We start from the raw sequence: 14,988 nt of genomic DNA on the forward strand, positions 1-14,988 counted from the left end.
GCGGGAATTAGCCGATAGGTCCCTTCCACTGAGCGGAAGAACTGTGCAGGATTGGCCCCATGGCAGGCGGATCTCGCGAACCCGGACGCTCGGTGACGTCCAAGGTGCTGTCCATCCTGGGCGCGTTCGACGCGGCTCATCCGCAACTGACCCTGACCGATCTGGCCAGGCGCAGCGGGTTGCCGCTGAGCACGGCGCACCGGCTGGTCGGCGAGCTGGAGGAGTGGCAGGCGCTGAGCCGCGCGCCGGACGGGCGCCTGCGGGTGGGGTTGCGGCTGTGGGAGCTGGGCCAGCTCGCGCCCGGCAGGCTGCGGGAGCTGGCGCATCCGTGGCTGCAGGAGCTGTTCGTCACCACGGGTGAGAACGTGCATCTGGCGGTCCGCGACGGGCTCGAGGTCCTGTACGTGGACAAGGTGAACAGCAGGCGGGCGGTCCCGATCGTGTCCAGGACCGGCGGCCGGCTGCCGATGCACCCGACGGGCGTGGGCAAGGCACTGCTGGCGTACGAGCCCGACTGGTTCGTCAAGTCGTACCTGGCCCGCAAGCTCGAACGCCCGACCGGCCACACGATCACCGAGCCGGGCCGGCTGGCCAGGGAGCTGGCGGCGGTGCGGGCACAGGGGTACGCGCTGACGTACGAGGAGATGACGCTGGGCACGTGCTCGGCGGCGGCCCCGATCCTGGTGGACGGGCGGGCCGTGGCGGCGCTGGGCGTCGTGGTGTCCTACCGGCGCGCCCGCGAGCTGCCCCGGCTGGTGGAGCCGCTGCTGACCGCCACGGCCGGGATCTCCAAGGTGTGCGCTAATCCCCCAGCCGCTGGATACGGTCCTTGAACAGCGTCGTGGCGATCGCGACCTTGTGCGGCTGCCCCCTGAGGAACGCCTGGGCGAAGCTCTTGGCCTGGTCGTAGGAGACCTTGCCCGGCATGGGCGGCTCGTTCGGGTTCACGTCCACGTCCACCAGCGCCGGCCCGTCGTGGGCGAGCGCCTGCCTGATCGCCGGGGCCACGTCGCCCGACTTGGTGACCTTCGCCCCGAACCCGCCGCATGCCCTGGCCCAGACCGAGTAGTCGGGTTCGGGAGTGTTGTAGCGCACCCCGTGCTCCGGGTAGCCGAGCACCATCTGCTCCCACAGGATCTGCCCGAGCGAGTTGTTGTTGTTGACGAACACCTTGATCGGCAGCCGGTGCTGGGCCGCCGTCAGGAACTCGGCCATCAGCATCGAGAAGCCGCCGTCCCCGACGTACGCGATGACCTGGCGCTCGGGGAAGGCGTGCTGCATGGCGACGGCGTACGGGAGCCCCGGCGCCATCGAGGCCAGCGTGCCCGACAGGTAGAACTCGCGCCCGCCGCGGATCGTCCAGTGCCTGGCCGCCCAGGTGGCGATGGTGCCGCTGTCGCAGGTCAGGATGGCGTCGTCGGCCGCGAGATCATCGATGACGGACATCGCGTACTGCGGCGCGATGGGATCCCGGTCCGGATTCTCCAGTGCCTCCATATCGGAGCGCCACTTCGCCATCATCTTCTGATATTTCGCCAGATGAGCGCTCCCGTCCCGGCGGGAGAGCAGCGGCAGCAGCGCCTCCAGCCCCTCCTTCGCGTCGCACACCACCGGCACGTCGGTCGCGATCCGCGCCCCCGCCCTGGTCGGCTCCGCCTCGAACTGCACCACCCGCGCCGCCCGCGGCTCCGGCAGGAACTTGGAGTACGGGAAGTTCGTGCCCACCATGAATAGCACGTCGGTATCGTCCATCAACTCCTCGCTCGGCCGCGTGCCGAGCAGCCCGATCCCCCCGGTCGTGTACGGCGAGTCGTCCGGCACGACCGCCTTTCCGGGCAGCGTCTTGACCACGGGCGCGCCGAGGGCCTCGGCCACGGCCAGCACCTCCCGCCTGGCGTGCAGCGCCCCCTGCCCGACGAGCATGGCCGGGCGCTCGGCGTGGTTGAGCACCTCGGCGGCCCATTCGACGTCCTCCTGCCGCGGGATCCCGGACGGCTGCAGGTAGACGGGCATGGTCTGGGGCACCCTGGCCGGAGCCACGTGCTGGTACGGGTCCGCCCCCGCCTCCGCCACCTGGATGTCGTTGGGCACCGTGAGATGGGCGACCCCGCGCCGCGCGTACGCGGTCCTGATCGCCAGGTCCACCAGTGAGGGCAGCTGCGACGGGTTGGTGATCATCATGTTGTACTCGGCCACGTCCGCGAACAGCCGGTCAAGGTGGACCTCCTGCTGGTAGCCGGTGCCGAGCACGGACGTCTCCTGCATGCCCGTGATCGCCAGCACGGGCGCGTGGTCCAGCTTGGCGTCGTAGAGCCCGTTGAGCAGGTGGATGCCGCCGGGCCCCGACGTGGCCAGGCACACGCCGATCCGCCCGGTGGCCTTGGCGTAGCCGGTGGCCATGAAGGCGGCCGCCTCCTCGTGGTGGACGAGGACGAAGCGCACCCTGTCACGATGGCGCCGCAGCCCTTCCATGATGCCGTTGATGCCGTCGCCGGGCAGGCCGAAGACGGTGTCGACGCCCCACTCCGCGAGCCGTTCTACCAGGGATTCCGCTGCGATTCGAGCCATAGGAGCCGCACTACCCCGCTCTGCCGTCCGCAGACACGTTCGCGAGATCCGTTGTCATTTCTGGGGATTCGAGGGTAGGGGACCGGCATGCGCATTCTGGTCACTGGAGCCACGGGGACGCTGGGCCGGGCCGTGGTGCCCGTACTGGTCAGGGAGGGTTTCGAAGTGCGGGCGCTCAGCCGTACCAGGCGGGAGAGCGGCGGGGAGGTCGAGTGGATGTGGGGCGACCTCATCTCGGGCAGTGGCGTCCCGGACGCCGTGCGCGGCGCCGACGCGGTCGTGCACCTCGCCACCAGCGGCCGCAAGGGGCGCGGCGCCGTGGATCTGCCGGGGACCCGCATGCTGCTCACCGCCCTGCGCGAGGCGGGGGTCCCGCACCTGCTGTTCACCTCGGTCGTCGGGGCGGACCGTGCCGCGACCGGCTACCTCAAGTACAAGCTGGAGGCCGAGCGCCTGATCGCGGAGAGCGGCCCGGGCTGGACGGTCCTCCGCGCCACCCCGTTCCACCAGTGGCTCGACCAGCGGCTGCGCGACTTCGAGTCCCTTCCGGTGCTGCCCGTGGACCGCTCGGTGCCCTGGCAGCCGGTCCACACGAGGGAGGTCGCCGCGAGGATCGCCGGGCTGCTCGCCGCCGGCCCCGCAGGCACGGACATCGAGTTCGGCGGCCCGCAGGTGATCGACACCGAGGAACTGGTCAAGACCTGGCTGCGCGCCAGGGGCCTGCGCCGACCCTGCGTGTCGGTACGTTTCCCCGGCAGGCTGTACGCGGCCCAGCGCGCCGGGGACCTCCTCACGGACGCCACCCCGAAGGGCGAGATCACCTGGCACGACTACCTGTTCCCGCCGCCGCCCGAGCCGTCCGACGACTTCGCCACCGAGCACACCGCCTCGCCCACCAGCCCGGCCAACCAGCCGGAGCTGGACCCTGACCTGCACGTATACGGGGGCGACGAGGGCTACGAACGCCCGACACGAAGCTAGCTCGGTGACCACATTCATTACACTTAGCCCACTTGATGGGCTTATGTCGGTTACATCAGAATGTCTTCAGTGAAGAACGGCATCCCGCTGACCAAGGACTTCGCCAATGGCGGCGTCTCCTTCTGGTACCGGCAGATCGGCCAGCCCGAGCGGCGGGCGGCGCTGCCGGGGCCGCGCTCGTACGACGTGGCCATCGTCGGCGGCGGCTACACCGGCCTGTGGACCGCGTACTACCTGAAGAAGGCCGAACCGGGGCTGCGGATCGCGATCCTGGAGAAGGAGTTCGCCGGGTTCGGGGCGTCGGGGCGCAACGGCGGGTGGTTGTCCGCGGAGTTCGCCGGGTCGCGCCAGCGGCACGCGAAGGCGCGCGGGCGGCAGGCGATGATCGACCTGCAGCACACGATGTTCCGCTCGGTGGACGAGGTCATCGCGGTGACCCGCGAGGAGGCCATCGACGCCGACATCCACAAAGGCGGCCTGATCCACGTCGCGACCAGCCCGGCCCAGCGGCGGCGGTTGCGCGCGGAGCTCGCGGAGCTGCGTACGTGGGGGTACGGCGAGGCCGACCTGCGGCTGATGGACCGCGACGAGCAGCGCGAGCGGGTGCAGGTGGCGGGGGCGCTGGAGGCCACGTACTCGCCGCACTGCGCCCGCATCCAGCCCGCCAAGCTGGCCGTCGGCCTGGCCGCCGCGGTGGTCCGGCTGGGGGTGGACATCTTCGAGAACACGCCGGTGACCGCGATCCTGCCGCGGCGGGACGTCGGCCAGGCGAAGGCGCTCACCCCGCGGGGGGCGGTCTCGGCGGACTACGTCATCCGCGCCACCGAGGGCTTCACCGCCTCGCTGGCCGGGCAGCAGCGCCAGTGGCTGCCGATGAACAGCTCCATGATCGTCACCGAGCCGCTGCCTCCTGAGGTGTGGAAGCACATCGGGTGGCCGGGCAACGAGCTGCTCGGGGACGAGGCGCACGCGTACATCTACGCGCAGCGCACCGCCGACGACCGGATCGCGATCGGGGGGCGGGGGGTTCCCTACCGGTACGGCTCGCGTACCGACGTCCAGGGCGCCACGCAGCCGCAGACCGTGGCGCTGCTGTGGCGGATGTTGGTCAAGTTGTTCCCCGCCGCGGCGGACGCGCGGATCAAGCACGCGTGGTGCGGCGTGCTGGGGGTGCCGCGCGACTGGTGCTCGACGGTCCATCTGGATCACACGACGGGCCTCGGCTGGGCGGGCGGTTACGTGGGCAGCGGCGTGACCACGACGAACCTGGCCGGGCGTACCCTGCGCGACCTGGTGCTGCGCCGGGACACCGAGCTGACCGCGCTGCCCTGGGTGGGCCGGCAGGTGCGCCAGTGGGAGCCGGAGCCGTTGCGGTGGGCCGGCGTGCAGCTCATCTACGCGCTGTTCCGCGCCGCCGACCGCCACGAGAACGACCACGGCACCACGACGTCGCCCTACGCCCGCCTGGCGAACCTGATCTCGGGCCGGTAGCGACTCACCCGGGGGAGGCGCCGTGCCAGGGGTCGTAGTCGACCTCCAGCGGCTCCTGCCCCGGCCGCTCCCCCTCCGGAACGTGCTGGAGGTTGACCCGGATGCGATACCACACACTGCTGCGCCCCCGCATCCCGTCCACCAGCACGTCAGCGGGCTCCAGCTTGGCCGCGACCTCCGGATGGCGGGCCTTCCACCGCTCGAACCCCGCCATCGCCTCGTCCTTGTGCTCCGCCCTGGCGATCTCGATGACGGGCATGGTCTGCTGCCTGCGCCCGCTGCCCTTCGGCGGCTTGGGCGCCGGCCCGAGCTCCTCGGCCAGCGCCAGCAGCCCGTCGAGCGAGCCCGCGTGCAGGTCCATGTCCTCCCACGGGTCGCCGATCTCGGCCAGCCGCTTGGGCACGGTGTCGATCGTGAACGTCTCCGGCCGGCAACCCGGCACCTCGTCCCAGATCAGCGGCGTGGACACGCGGGCATCGGGCACGGCGCGGACGGAGTAGGCGGAGGCCACCGTGCGGTCGTAGGCGTTCTGGTTGAAGTCGACGAACACCCCGTGCCGCTCCTCCTTCCACCACCGGCTGGTGGCCAGCTCGGGAGCCCGCCGCTCGACCTCCCGGGCCACCGTCTCGGCCGCCTTGCGCACCTTCGCGAACGGCCAGCGCCGCTCGATCCGGGCGTACACGTGGAATCCGCGCGACCCGGACGTCTTCGGCCACGCGACCAACCCGTGATCGGCCAGCACCTCGCGCGCCACCTGCGCCGTCCTCAGCACGTCGGCCCACTCGACGCCCGGCACCGGGTCGAGGTCGATGCGCAGCTCGTCGGGCTTGGCGAGGTCGTCGGAGCGCACCGGATGCGGGTTGAGGTCGACGCACCCGAGGTTGACCACCCAGAGCAGCTGGGCCAGGTCGGTGCACACCACCTCTTCCGCGCTGAGCCCGGACCGGTATTTCAGCTCGGCCACCTCGATCCAGCCGGGCCGCTTGGCCGGGGCCCGCTTCTGGAAGAACGCCTCCTGCTCGATGCCGTGCACGAACCGCTTGAGCACCATCGGCCGCCCGTGCACGCCCCGCAGCGCCCCTTCGCCCACGGCCTGGTAGAACCGGATCAAGTCGAGCTTGGTGTGCCCGGACTGCGGGAAGACCACCTTGTCCGGGCTCGTGACGCGCACCTCGCGCCCGGCGACCTCGATGTCAGGCATACGGTCACGATACGCGGCGGCACCGACAGCCCTCCGAAACCGGGCTACGGCTGCCCGAAGTCGCCGTGCCGCCCGGCACCGGCCGCGAACCTCGCGGCGCCCCCGACCGCGTCCGGCAGCGAGACGAGCCCGTGGCGCAGCTCGTTGCGCATCGCGTCCTCCTCCGGCAACCCGTCCTGCTCCAGCAGGGACAGCCGGTCCCCGCGCAGGCAGGCCTGCGGGAATCGGGCGATCTCCCCGGCCAGCGCCTCGGCGTGCTGCCGGGAGGTGCCCGTGGGGACGAGCCGGTTGGCCAGCCCCATCTTGTACGCCTCCCGCCCGCCGACCGGCCGCCCGGTGAGGATCATGTCCATCGCCCTGGACGCCCCGATGAGCCGGGGCAGCCGCACCGTGCCGCCGTCGATGAGCGGCACGCCCCACCGGCGGCAGAACACCCCGAACACCGCTCCCTCCTCGGCCACCCGCAGGTCGCACCAGAGGGCGAGCTCCAGCCCGCCCGCGACGGCGTGCCCGGCGACGGCGGCGACGACCGGCTTGGTCAGGCGAATCCTGGTCGGTCCCATCGGCCCGTCGCCCTCCTCGCCGACGTGGTTGTCGAGCGTCTTGAGGTCGGCTCCGGCACAGAACGTGCCGCCCTCGCCCCACAACACCGCCACGGCGGCGTCGGAGCCCTCGAAGTCACGGAACGCATCCGTGAGCGCGTCGGCGGTCTTGCGATCGACGGCGTTGCGCACCTCCGGCCTGCTGATCACCACGGTGGTGACGGGTCCCTCGCGCTCCACGCGTACGGTCATACGGCCCTCCTCGGGGAAACGTGCGGGTGTTCCTCGGGGAAACGTGCCGAGCGTACGCTCATGCGCTGAGCCCGGCCAGCTTGTCGCTCTGGTGAAGCGACGGACGCCGAGACGGGGTCAGAGCGTGACAGCTCCCGCGAGGAGATCGTCGAAGCGGTCCAGGTCCTCGGCCGGGCGGTCGATTCCGCGGAGCGGACCGTGATCGACGAGGTGGGCGTCGGCGTAGAGCCGGGCCACCAGGGCCTTGCGGTCGGTGCCGAGTTCACGCTGCTCCCAGCCCGCCTGCTCCAGCAGCAAGGCAGCCGCATAGACGTCGGCCATGAGCTGGGACAGCGGGAACAGTCGCGCCTCCGCCACCACGGGGTCCAGCGACGTCCAGGCGGTGATCGCCTTGCGGAGGTCGTCGATCCGGCCGCGTACGAGATCCGCGGTCGCCCCGTCGCCGGACGGAGCTTGGTCGACGGCGGCCGTCAGGCGGTCGAGGAAGGGCTCGTGGGCGTTCTCGCGGAGCATGGCCCGGCGCACGTCGAGGCAGAGGATGTTGTCCCCGCCCTCCCAGATCGGGTTGACCTGGGCGTCGCGCAGCAGCCGGGCCACCGGCCACTGCTCGATGTAGCCGTTGCCACCGTGCACCTCGATCGCGTCGCTGGCCGCCGTGACGCCGAGCCTGGCGGCCCGCAGCTTGACCAGGGCGGGCGCGAGCCGCAGCCGCGTCCCCACGAGCCCGTCGAACACCATCGCCTGCGTCGCCTCGACCTCGACGATCAGCTCGCTCAGCTTGCGGCGCATCAACGGCTGCTCGATGAGCGGCCGCCCGAACGACTCGCGTACGAGTGCGTAGCAGATCGACTCCACCAGCGCCCGCCTGGCCACGCCGAGGCCCATCATGGCCACGCCGAGCCTGGAGGCGTTGGTGAGCTTCATCATCGTCCCGAGTCCGGAGCCGGATCCCTGTCCGGCCAGCAGGAACGCCTCCGCCTCGGTGAACTCGACCTCGGCCGACGCCACGGACCTGGTGCCGAGCTTGTCCTTGAGCCGCCTGATCCGCACCCCGTTGCGCGAGCCGTCCCGCCGCTCCCACAACACCAGGAACGGCGCCACGGCCCCCTCGGGCAGCCGGGCCAGCACCACGAAGGCCGACCCGTTGGCGTTGGACGCGAACCACTTGAAGCCCGACAACAACCACGAATCCCCAGCGGGGACCGCCGCGGCTTCGAGCGCGGCCAGGTCGGACCCGCCCGTCCGCTCGGTGAACAGCTGAGCGGCCTCACCCGAGTAGAACCCGTTGGCGAAGATCTCCCGCACCCGTTCGCGTACGTCCTCCGGCGCGTACTTCTCCGCCAGGGAGACCACCATGTCCCCGCCGGTGCCGAGCGCGCAGCCCATCCCGATGTCGGCCTGGTCGAGCAGGTACGTCCAGGCCGCGGCGAGCGCGGCCGGATTCGCCCCATGAGCACGGGCCTCCTCCGCGAACGACGGCGAGGTGAAGTTGTTCTCCATGAGCGCCCGCCTGGCGGCCTGGAACGACGCCGGCATGACGACCTCGCTGACGTCCCTGCCCCACTTGTCGTACTTCTCCAGTCGCGGCGGGTTACGGTCGGTCTCCTCGGCGCACTCGGCGACGAGCCCGCCCATCAGCGCACCCAGCTTGTCCAGGTACGGCACCGCCCAGGCGAATCCCGCGCCCAGGTGGCGCCGCATGAGCAGGCGCAGCGTGGGATCGCAGCTCCACCAGTTGCGCCCGGCCGCGCCCCGGTAGCGCTCGGTGGCGTAACGGTCGCTGTGGTCGAAAGGTTCGATGAGATAACGCCCCATACTCGCGAGTGTTACATATACTCGACACGCGATGGAAGAGCGTAACAACCTCAGCGCCAGATCGGCCGTGCTGAGCGCGCTGCTGGGCAGCCACCCGCCGCGCCTGTCGGCCCGCCACCTGGTGCGCATCGGCGCGTTGTTCGGCATCGCCGAGGGCACGGTCCGGGTGGCCCTGTCCCGCATGGTGGCGGCGGGCGACCTCGTTCAGGGCGACCGCTTCTACGCGCTGTCCGAGCGGCTCATCGAGCGCCAGGCCAGGCAGGACGAGAGCCGCGACCCGCACACCAAGCCCTGGGACGGCACCTGGGAGGTGGCCGTCGTCACCGCGGAGCGGCGCGCGCCCGCCGACCGGGCCGCGCTCAGGCACACGATGACCGCGTTGCGCCTGGCCGAGCTGCGCGAGGGCACCTGGCTGCGCCCGGCCAACCTGGTGCGCGCGTGGCCGGAGATCGTCACCGCGCAGTGCACGCTGATCGACGGCCGCCCGCACGGCGACCCCACTCCCCTGCTGTGGGACCTCGACCGCTGGGCGGCCGAGACACGCTGGCTGGAGCGGGCCCTCGACCACGCGAACGGCCTGGCCGAGGGCTTCCTCGTGTCCGCGGCCGTGCTGCGCCACCTGCTGGCCGACCCGCTGCTCCCGGCGGAACTGCTACCGGCCGACTGGCCGGGCGCCGAGTTGCGGGCCCGCTACGACGACTTCGACCGCCACTACCGCGAGGTTCTCTACCAGCACCTCAAAGACTGACTCCGAAGATCACCCGCTTGTTCTTGAACTCGGTGACGCTCCACAACTTGCCGCCCTGCACCGTAAGATCCTCCGGCCCGATCGGGTACGGCCTGGTCTGCAGCTTGCCGTCGGTGTAGACGAGCAGCTTGCCGTTGGCAGTCGAGTTGACCGCCTGGCTCAGGTACCACTTGCCGCCCCACGAGATCGCCCCCTGGATCTTGGGGTGCCCCGTCACGAAGGCGTCCTCGGGCTCGCCCCCGGACAGGTCCAGCCCCCAGCGCGCCACCCAGCCATCGGCGTCGTTCTCCCGGTATTCGCCCGTGACCAGCCGAGGCGTGTCGCCGCTGCGGTCGATCGACACGAACGAGAACCGCGGCCCCGCCTGCGCCACCCGCCAGAAGTCGGTCTGCGGGACCATGTACCGGTAGCCGAACGCGTGGAACTTGCCCTCGTGCCGCCCGATCCGCTTGGCGTCGCCCAGGTCGTTCTGGGCCGTGCGCAGGTCGAGCAGGTTGTTCAGGTCGAAGACCCGCAGGCCCCTGGTGGTGTCGGCCACGTACAGCAGGTCGCCGTGGCAGGCGATGCCGCCCGCGTGGATGTCGATCGGCCCGTACGAACCATCCGGCTTCGCCTCGACCAGCAGCGCATGCTGATATTTCAGAGTTTGCGGGCTTAGAAAGGACACCCTGACGCCCCGCTCGCCCGCTTCCGGCTTGAAATACCAGCTCACCACGAACGCCGGCACCCCGATGGAGCCCGACTCCTCCCCGCAGGTCAGCCCCTGCGGATACCAGTCGGCGGTGTCCTCGTCCTTCTCGTCGAAGGCGTACCACTCGGCGGGCTTCGGCTTCATCGAGCCCAGCGCGCCCGCCGCCCCCCTGCGCACCGCGACCCTGTTGGCCTGCGCCAGCAGCGCTTCGACGGCCGTGCTGCCGATCTCCCCCGCCAGTTTGGCCGCCCCTTCGGCCAGGCCACCCGTCGCCCGCCTCAAGGCGAAACGCGCCTTTTCCGTGGGAGCCATCCCCGTTGCCGCCATATCTCCCTCACTTTCCGGTCCCTTTACAGTCTGACGGACCATGGAGAGCTCAGGTTGGCATTCAGCGCCACAAATGCACCGGCGTCCCCGACAGCGCCAGCTCGCGGTAGCGCCGCACGAGCCGCCCCCTGTCCCCGCCGAACCGCGCCAGCGCCTCGCGCTGCCACACCGCCCCGGTACGGCGCAGCCGGGTCCGCTGCCCGATCACGCCCAGCGCCCGGTCGGCGTCGCTCGGCGTCACCCCGGCGCCCAGCAGCCCTTCCCGCGCCTCGGGCAGCAACTCCAGCACCAGCTCGGCGGCCTCGAACTCGCCGTCCCTGCCGGGCCACGACAACTTGGCGTCCAGCCCGTGCATGGCCGCGCGGTAGAAGTTCTGGTACGCCTGCGCGAACCGGTAGCCGGTCAGATCCCGCTCGGCCTGCGACAACGTCAGCCCGAGCAGGAACGCCGTGTTCGCCGCCATGTCCGCGCACGAGGGCCCGGCCGGCAGCGCCCGCAGCTCGATCCGCAGGTGGCCGCCGTCGGCCGGGTCGTAGACGGGCCGGTTCCACTGCCAGATCGTGCCCTGGTGCAGCCGCAGCTCGGGCAGCTCGTACGGCTCCGCCCCCTCGGCCAGGTCGGGCACCACGGGGTCGTAGTCCCGCACGTACCGCTCGAACAGCTCGTACGCCCCCTCATGCACCCAGTCCGAGCCGAACGTGACCCGCCCGTCCCTGCGCTCGCGCCGCTGCACGTCCCGGTCGTCGACGGCCTCCTCCATCAGCGCGATGCGCGTCTCCTCCCACAACTGCCTGCCCAGGAAGAACGGCGAGTTCCCGCACGCGGCCAGCACGGGGCCGATGGCGAGCTGAGCGGCGTTGAACAACCGGGCGAACCGCTCGGGCGGCGTTCGGAGGTGCACCTGCCAGGAGGTGTTGGCGCTCTCGAGGATCACGTCCTCCACGGACAACTCCAGATCCTCGATCTTGACCAGGAACGGTTCGAGCCGCAGCCGCCTGATGCCCCTGCTCATGGCCCGGTAGCGGTTCTGGTCGCTCATCGCGCCCACCGTGAAGTCCCCGGCGTCGAGCGTGGGCAGGATGCCGATGGGCAACGCGCCCCCGCCCTCCACCGCGTCGTCCACCTTGATGATCGTCTCCTGGACCTCCCCGCTCAGCCGCTCGAAGGGCCGGCCCGCCAGCGGCGTCGGGGTGAGGTTCACCTCGATGTTGTAACGGCCCAGCTCCAGCACCACTCGCGGGTCGTCCAGCGCCTCCCGCACCTGGTCGTTGCGCGGCAGCGGCCTGCCCCGCCCGTCGATCAGGAACAGCTCCAGCTCGGCCCCGATCGTGGCCGCGCCCTGGCCGAAGCCGGGGGTATCGAGCAGCTCGCGCAGCACGGCGAGCTGCTCGTGGAGGCGCTCACCGAAGCGGACGTACTCCGCCTCGGTAAATCGCTCTTTATCCAGATCTCGTCCCATCACCACCTTCTGTCCGATTCGCCAGCTTTGATACATCACCAGCGGACGACACCGGCATCCTCCAGATAGGCGCCGGTGGGGCCGTCGGCGTCCAGGTTCGCCAGCCGTACCGCGATGGCCGCCCCCTGCTCGGCGGTGCGGAACCCGGAGTGCCCGTTGAGGTCGGTGGCGCAGTAGCCGGGGTTGGCGGCGTTGATCTTGATCGCGGTGTCCGCCAACTCCCTGGCGTAGCAGACGGTGATCATGTTGAGCGCGGTCTTGGAGGAGTTGTAGGCGATGAAGTTGGCGTCGGCGAAGGGACTCTCCGGGTCCGTCGCCATGCCCAGCGAGCCCAGCTCGCTCGACATGTTCACGATCCGCCCGGCCGGCGACCTGCGCAGCAGCGGCAACATCGCGTTGGTCACGGTGACGACGCCGAACACGTTCGTCTCGTAGACCTCCCTGAGCGCCCGCGCCGGGGTGGCGCTGGGCACGGCCTGGGCCAGGTCGCCCGCGATCCCCGCGTTGTTGACCAGGATGTCCAGCGTGCCGTACTCCTGCTCGACCCACTTCGCGGCGGCAGCAACGCTGTCCTCGTCGGTCACGTCGATCCGCACGTACGGCTGCCCGAGCCGCTCGCCGGCGGCCCGGCCGCGCTCCTCGTCCCGCGCCCCCACGATCGTGGCGACGCCCTGCTCGGCCAGCAGCCGGGCGATCTCGTAGCCGATTCCCTTGTTCGCGCCCGTGATGAGGGCAGTCTTCGTCATACCTGCAACGTTCGCGCAGGTCCGAGGGGGTTCGGGAGAGACCTGGAAAGGCTGGGATCAGCGGTACCACCCACGCGGAGCCGGTCATCGTCCTGTACACCACCGAGCCCGGGTCACGCTCACACCAAGCCTTGCGCGACCTGCGGCAATTGACTCTAAGCTCATGAGATGCGAGCGGTTGCGTTTGACATCTTCGGGGGCGAGCTCGACGTACGAGAGCTGCCCGACCCCTCCCCGGCCACGCACGGAGCGGTGATCAGGGTCGAGGCGACGGGGCTGTGCCGTTCCGACTGGCACGGCTGGCAGGGGCACGACCCCGACATCAAGCTCCTGCCCCACGTGCCCGGGCACGAGCTGGCGGGCGTGGTCGAATCGGTCGGCTCCGACGTGAGAGGCTGGCGGCCGGGAGCGCGCGTGACCGTCCCGTTCATCTGCGCCTGCGGCTCCTGTACGTCCTGCGCCACCGGCGACCAGCAGGTGTGCGAGCGGCAGACCCAGCCGGGCTTCACCCATTGGGGGTCGTTCGCCGAATTCGTGGCCATCGACCACGCCGACGTCAACCTGATCGCGATCCCCGAGGACATGGCCTACGCCACCGCGGCCGGGCTCGGCTGCCGGTTCGCGACCGCGTTCCGTGCCGTGTCCGAGGTGGGCGAGGTGCGCCCCGGCGAGTGGGTGGCGGTGCACGGCTGCGGCGGCGTGGGCCTGTCCGCCGTGATGATCGCCACGGCGGCCGGCGCCCGGGTGGTGGCCGTGGACATCAGCACCGACGCGCTGCACCTGGCCGAGCAGGCGGGGGCCACCCATTTCGTCAACGGCTCGGCCGGTGACGTCGCGGCCCAGGTCAGGGAGCTGACCAGGGGTGGCGCGCACGTGTCCATCGACGCGCTGGGCAGTCCCGCGACGTGCGCCGCCTCCATCGAGAGCCTGCGCCGCAGGGGCCGCCACGTACAGGTGGGGCTGCTGCCGGGCGCGCCCACGCCGGTGCCGATGGACCGGGTGATCGGCTACGAGCTGCGGCTGCTCGGCAGCCACGGCATGGCCGCGCACGCCTACCCACCGATGCTGGAGATGATCAGAGGCGGGATCCTGCATCCCGACCAGCTCGTCACCCGCACGATCGGGCTCGCCGACGCCGGCAAGGCGCTGGCCTCGATCGGCTCGGTTCCGGGCGTCACGATGATCACTCCTCGATCTCCACACGGAGCGTCCTGAGCACCATCGCCAGCATGTCGTAGTGGGCCACGAGCATGACGAACTCGATCCTGCGCACCTCGTCGTAGCGGTCGCAGAGCGCCGCCCAGGTGGCGTCGGTCAGGTCGCCGGCGTAGTGGAGGTCGTCGGCCACCTGGAGCACGAGCTGGTCCTCGACGGACCAGAGGGCGTCCGGGTGGCGTACCGACTCGATCTCCTGGGCGGTGAGGCCCGCCTTCAGGGCCAGGCGGGTGTGGTGGGCCCACTCGTAGGCGCTGTCGCTGTGGTACGCCGTGCGCAGGATGGCCAGCTCGCGGTCGCGGGCCGGGAGCGTGCCGTTCAGCAGCGCGCCGCCGAACCGCAACCAGCCCTGGAAGAGCTCGGGGTGGCGGGCCAGCGTGGCGAACACGTTGTAGGGGTTGGCCTTCGTGAAGTCGTCCCATTCTTCGGGCGGAAGAGGCTGCACGCGAGGATCCATGGTCGTTAGCATTCCCCAAAAATGAGCGGATGTTTGGTAAGAACTACGGCCTCGTCACCGCTCATGACCGCTCTGGTGGGGCATGCTGTGCACGCCGGGCGTGGCCTTGCCGTCGATGTCGTCGGGCATCCGCCGGCCCCGCTGCGCCATCTCGCCTGAACCGAAAGCGTTTTCGCGCCGAGTAGCACGGGGATGCCGAACCTGCCGACCATGTCGCCGGTGAGTAGGCCGACAGTGCGGGTCTGCCCGGACAGCAGGCCCTGAGCCAGCGCGTTCGGCCGGAAACTGAGCTGGGCGACGGCGTCCAGAACCAGTTGCCTGGTCGTCTCCCGGACATCGGCGCGGCCGCTGAGCGCCTTTGACGCGGTGGCGACGGAGACGCCCGCCAAGGCGGCCACGTCAGTTAAGGTCGCACGCCTGGTCGTCACTACCGAAAACCCTTTCGCCTGTCACTTTCTGGTCATATCCGCCCAAATACGTTGACAGCTTCGTAGA

At 70.8% G+C, this 14,988-nt stretch carries 13 protein-coding genes and 1 pseudogene; 5 read left to right on the plus strand and 9 right to left on the minus strand.

The window, feature by feature from the left end:
- Positions 1 to 59 precede the first annotated feature (59 nt).
- Complete coding sequence (locus tag ACFLIM_RS26065) at positions 60 to 833, plus strand: IclR family transcriptional regulator (protein ID WP_393169711.1); 774 nt, start codon at positions 60 to 62, stop codon at positions 831 to 833.
- Here the strand turns inward: ACFLIM_RS26065 and ACFLIM_RS26070 are convergent.
- A complete protein-coding gene (locus ACFLIM_RS26070; protein ID WP_393169713.1) occupies positions 802 to 2,568 on the minus strand; it encodes a thiamine pyrophosphate-dependent enzyme in 1,767 nt (588 codons plus the stop codon). The genes ACFLIM_RS26065 and ACFLIM_RS26070 overlap by 32 nt on opposite strands.
- Positions 2,569 to 2,655: 87 nt before the next feature.
- On the opposite strand from ACFLIM_RS26070, the gene ACFLIM_RS26075 reads away from it, so the two are divergent.
- On the plus strand, positions 2,656 to 3,549 hold the full coding sequence (locus ACFLIM_RS26075) for an SDR family oxidoreductase (RefSeq protein WP_393169714.1): 894 nt from the start codon (positions 2,656 to 2,658) through the stop codon (positions 3,547 to 3,549).
- A gap of 60 nt (positions 3,550 to 3,609) precedes the next feature.
- A complete protein-coding gene (locus tag ACFLIM_RS26080) occupies positions 3,610 to 5,040 on the plus strand; it encodes an NAD(P)/FAD-dependent oxidoreductase (RefSeq protein WP_393169716.1) in 1,431 nt (476 codons plus the stop codon).
- A 4-nt stretch (positions 5,041 to 5,044) separates the two neighbouring features.
- Here the strand turns inward: ACFLIM_RS26080 and ligD are convergent, their stop codons facing one another.
- From ligD to ACFLIM_RS26095, 3 genes are all read right to left on the minus strand, one after another.
- Entirely contained in the window at positions 5,045 to 6,241 is a 1,197-nt protein-coding gene (gene ligD / locus ACFLIM_RS26085) for a non-homologous end-joining DNA ligase (protein ID WP_393169718.1), read from the minus strand.
- A 44-nt stretch (positions 6,242 to 6,285) separates the two neighbouring features.
- The gene (locus tag ACFLIM_RS26090) at positions 6,286 to 7,035 is read right to left on the minus strand and encodes a crotonase/enoyl-CoA hydratase family protein (protein ID WP_393169719.1); all 750 of its coding nucleotides are present in this window, start codon (positions 7,033 to 7,035) and stop codon (positions 6,286 to 6,288) included.
- Between the two features lie 117 nt (positions 7,036 to 7,152).
- Complete coding sequence (locus ACFLIM_RS26095) at positions 7,153 to 8,850, minus strand: acyl-CoA dehydrogenase family protein (RefSeq protein WP_393169721.1); 1,698 nt, start codon at positions 8,848 to 8,850, stop codon at positions 7,153 to 7,155.
- 31 nt (positions 8,851 to 8,881) lie between these two features.
- Here ACFLIM_RS26095 and ACFLIM_RS26100 point away from each other — a divergent pair, with 31 nt between their 5' ends.
- Positions 8,882 to 9,598, plus strand: coding sequence for a PaaX family transcriptional regulator C-terminal domain-containing protein (locus tag ACFLIM_RS26100; protein WP_393169723.1), 717 nt, complete (start codon positions 8,882 to 8,884; stop codon positions 9,596 to 9,598).
- Here the strand turns inward: ACFLIM_RS26100 and ACFLIM_RS26105 are convergent.
- The 3 genes from ACFLIM_RS26105 to ACFLIM_RS26115 all read right to left on the minus strand — a co-directional run bounded on the left by ACFLIM_RS26105 (position 9,588) and on the right by ACFLIM_RS26115 (position 12,821).
- Complete coding sequence (locus ACFLIM_RS26105) at positions 9,588 to 10,601, minus strand: hypothetical protein (RefSeq protein WP_393169725.1); 1,014 nt, start codon at positions 10,599 to 10,601, stop codon at positions 9,588 to 9,590. The genes ACFLIM_RS26100 and ACFLIM_RS26105 overlap by 11 nt on opposite strands.
- A 76-nt stretch (positions 10,602 to 10,677) precedes the next feature.
- A complete protein-coding gene (locus ACFLIM_RS26110) occupies positions 10,678 to 12,075 on the minus strand; it encodes a glutamate--cysteine ligase (RefSeq protein ID WP_393169727.1) in 1,398 nt (465 codons plus the stop codon).
- 35 nt (positions 12,076 to 12,110) lie between these two features.
- Positions 12,111 to 12,821, minus strand: a complete 711-nt coding sequence (locus ACFLIM_RS26115; RefSeq protein ID WP_393169729.1) for an SDR family oxidoreductase — start codon at positions 12,819 to 12,821, stop codon at positions 12,111 to 12,113.
- A gap of 168 nt (positions 12,822 to 12,989) precedes the next feature.
- Here ACFLIM_RS26115 and ACFLIM_RS26120 point away from each other — a divergent pair, with 168 nt between their 5' ends.
- Positions 12,990 to 14,036 carry a zinc-dependent alcohol dehydrogenase family protein gene (locus ACFLIM_RS26120; RefSeq protein ID WP_393169731.1) on the plus strand — a complete coding sequence of 349 codons (1,047 nt, stop codon included), beginning with the start codon at positions 12,990 to 12,992 and terminating at the stop codon, positions 14,034 to 14,036.
- Here ACFLIM_RS26120 and ACFLIM_RS26125 read toward each other — a convergent pair.
- Positions 14,005 to 14,481 carry a carboxymuconolactone decarboxylase family protein gene (locus tag ACFLIM_RS26125; protein ID WP_393169733.1) on the minus strand — a complete coding sequence of 159 codons (477 nt, stop codon included), beginning with the start codon at positions 14,479 to 14,481 and terminating at the stop codon, positions 14,005 to 14,007. The two genes, ACFLIM_RS26120 and ACFLIM_RS26125, sit on opposite strands and share 32 nt — an antisense overlap.
- Positions 14,482 to 14,825: 344 nt before the next feature.
- A pseudogene (locus ACFLIM_RS26130) lies at positions 14,826 to 14,921 on the minus strand (LacI family DNA-binding transcriptional regulator); the annotation flags it as partial.
- Positions 14,922 to 14,988 lie beyond the last annotated feature (67 nt).

This window comes from Nonomuraea marmarensis, assembly GCF_043197025.1.
In the GTDB taxonomy this organism is placed as follows: domain Bacteria; phylum Actinomycetota; class Actinomycetes; order Streptosporangiales; family Streptosporangiaceae; genus Nonomuraea; species Nonomuraea marmarensis.

Coding starts and splice junctions, on each gene's coding strand:
- ACFLIM_RS26065 (WP_393169711.1), top strand. CDS start 60: ATGGCAGGCGGATCTCGCGAACCCGGACGCTCGGTGACGTCCAAGGTG.
- ACFLIM_RS26070 (WP_393169713.1), bottom strand. CDS start 2,568: ATGGCTCGAATCGCAGCGGAATCCCTGGTAGAACGGCTCGCGGAGTGG.
- ACFLIM_RS26075 (WP_393169714.1), top strand. CDS start 2,656: ATGCGCATTCTGGTCACTGGAGCCACGGGGACGCTGGGCCGGGCCGTG.
- ACFLIM_RS26080 (WP_393169716.1), top strand. CDS start 3,610: ATGTCTTCAGTGAAGAACGGCATCCCGCTGACCAAGGACTTCGCCAAT.
- ligD (WP_393169718.1), bottom strand. CDS start 6,241: ATGCCTGACATCGAGGTCGCCGGGCGCGAGGTGCGCGTCACGAGCCCG.
- ACFLIM_RS26090 (WP_393169719.1), bottom strand. CDS start 7,035: ATGACCGTACGCGTGGAGCGCGAGGGACCCGTCACCACCGTGGTGATC.
- ACFLIM_RS26095 (WP_393169721.1), bottom strand. CDS start 8,850: ATGGGGCGTTATCTCATCGAACCTTTCGACCACAGCGACCGTTACGCC.
- ACFLIM_RS26100 (WP_393169723.1), top strand. CDS start 8,882: ATGGAAGAGCGTAACAACCTCAGCGCCAGATCGGCCGTGCTGAGCGCG.
- ACFLIM_RS26105 (WP_393169725.1), bottom strand. CDS start 10,601: ATGGCTCCCACGGAAAAGGCGCGTTTCGCCTTGAGGCGGGCGACGGGT.
- ACFLIM_RS26110 (WP_393169727.1), bottom strand. CDS start 12,075: ATGGGACGAGATCTGGATAAAGAGCGATTTACCGAGGCGGAGTACGTC.
- ACFLIM_RS26115 (WP_393169729.1), bottom strand. CDS start 12,821: ATGACGAAGACTGCCCTCATCACGGGCGCGAACAAGGGAATCGGCTAC.
- ACFLIM_RS26120 (WP_393169731.1), top strand. CDS start 12,990: ATGCGAGCGGTTGCGTTTGACATCTTCGGGGGCGAGCTCGACGTACGA.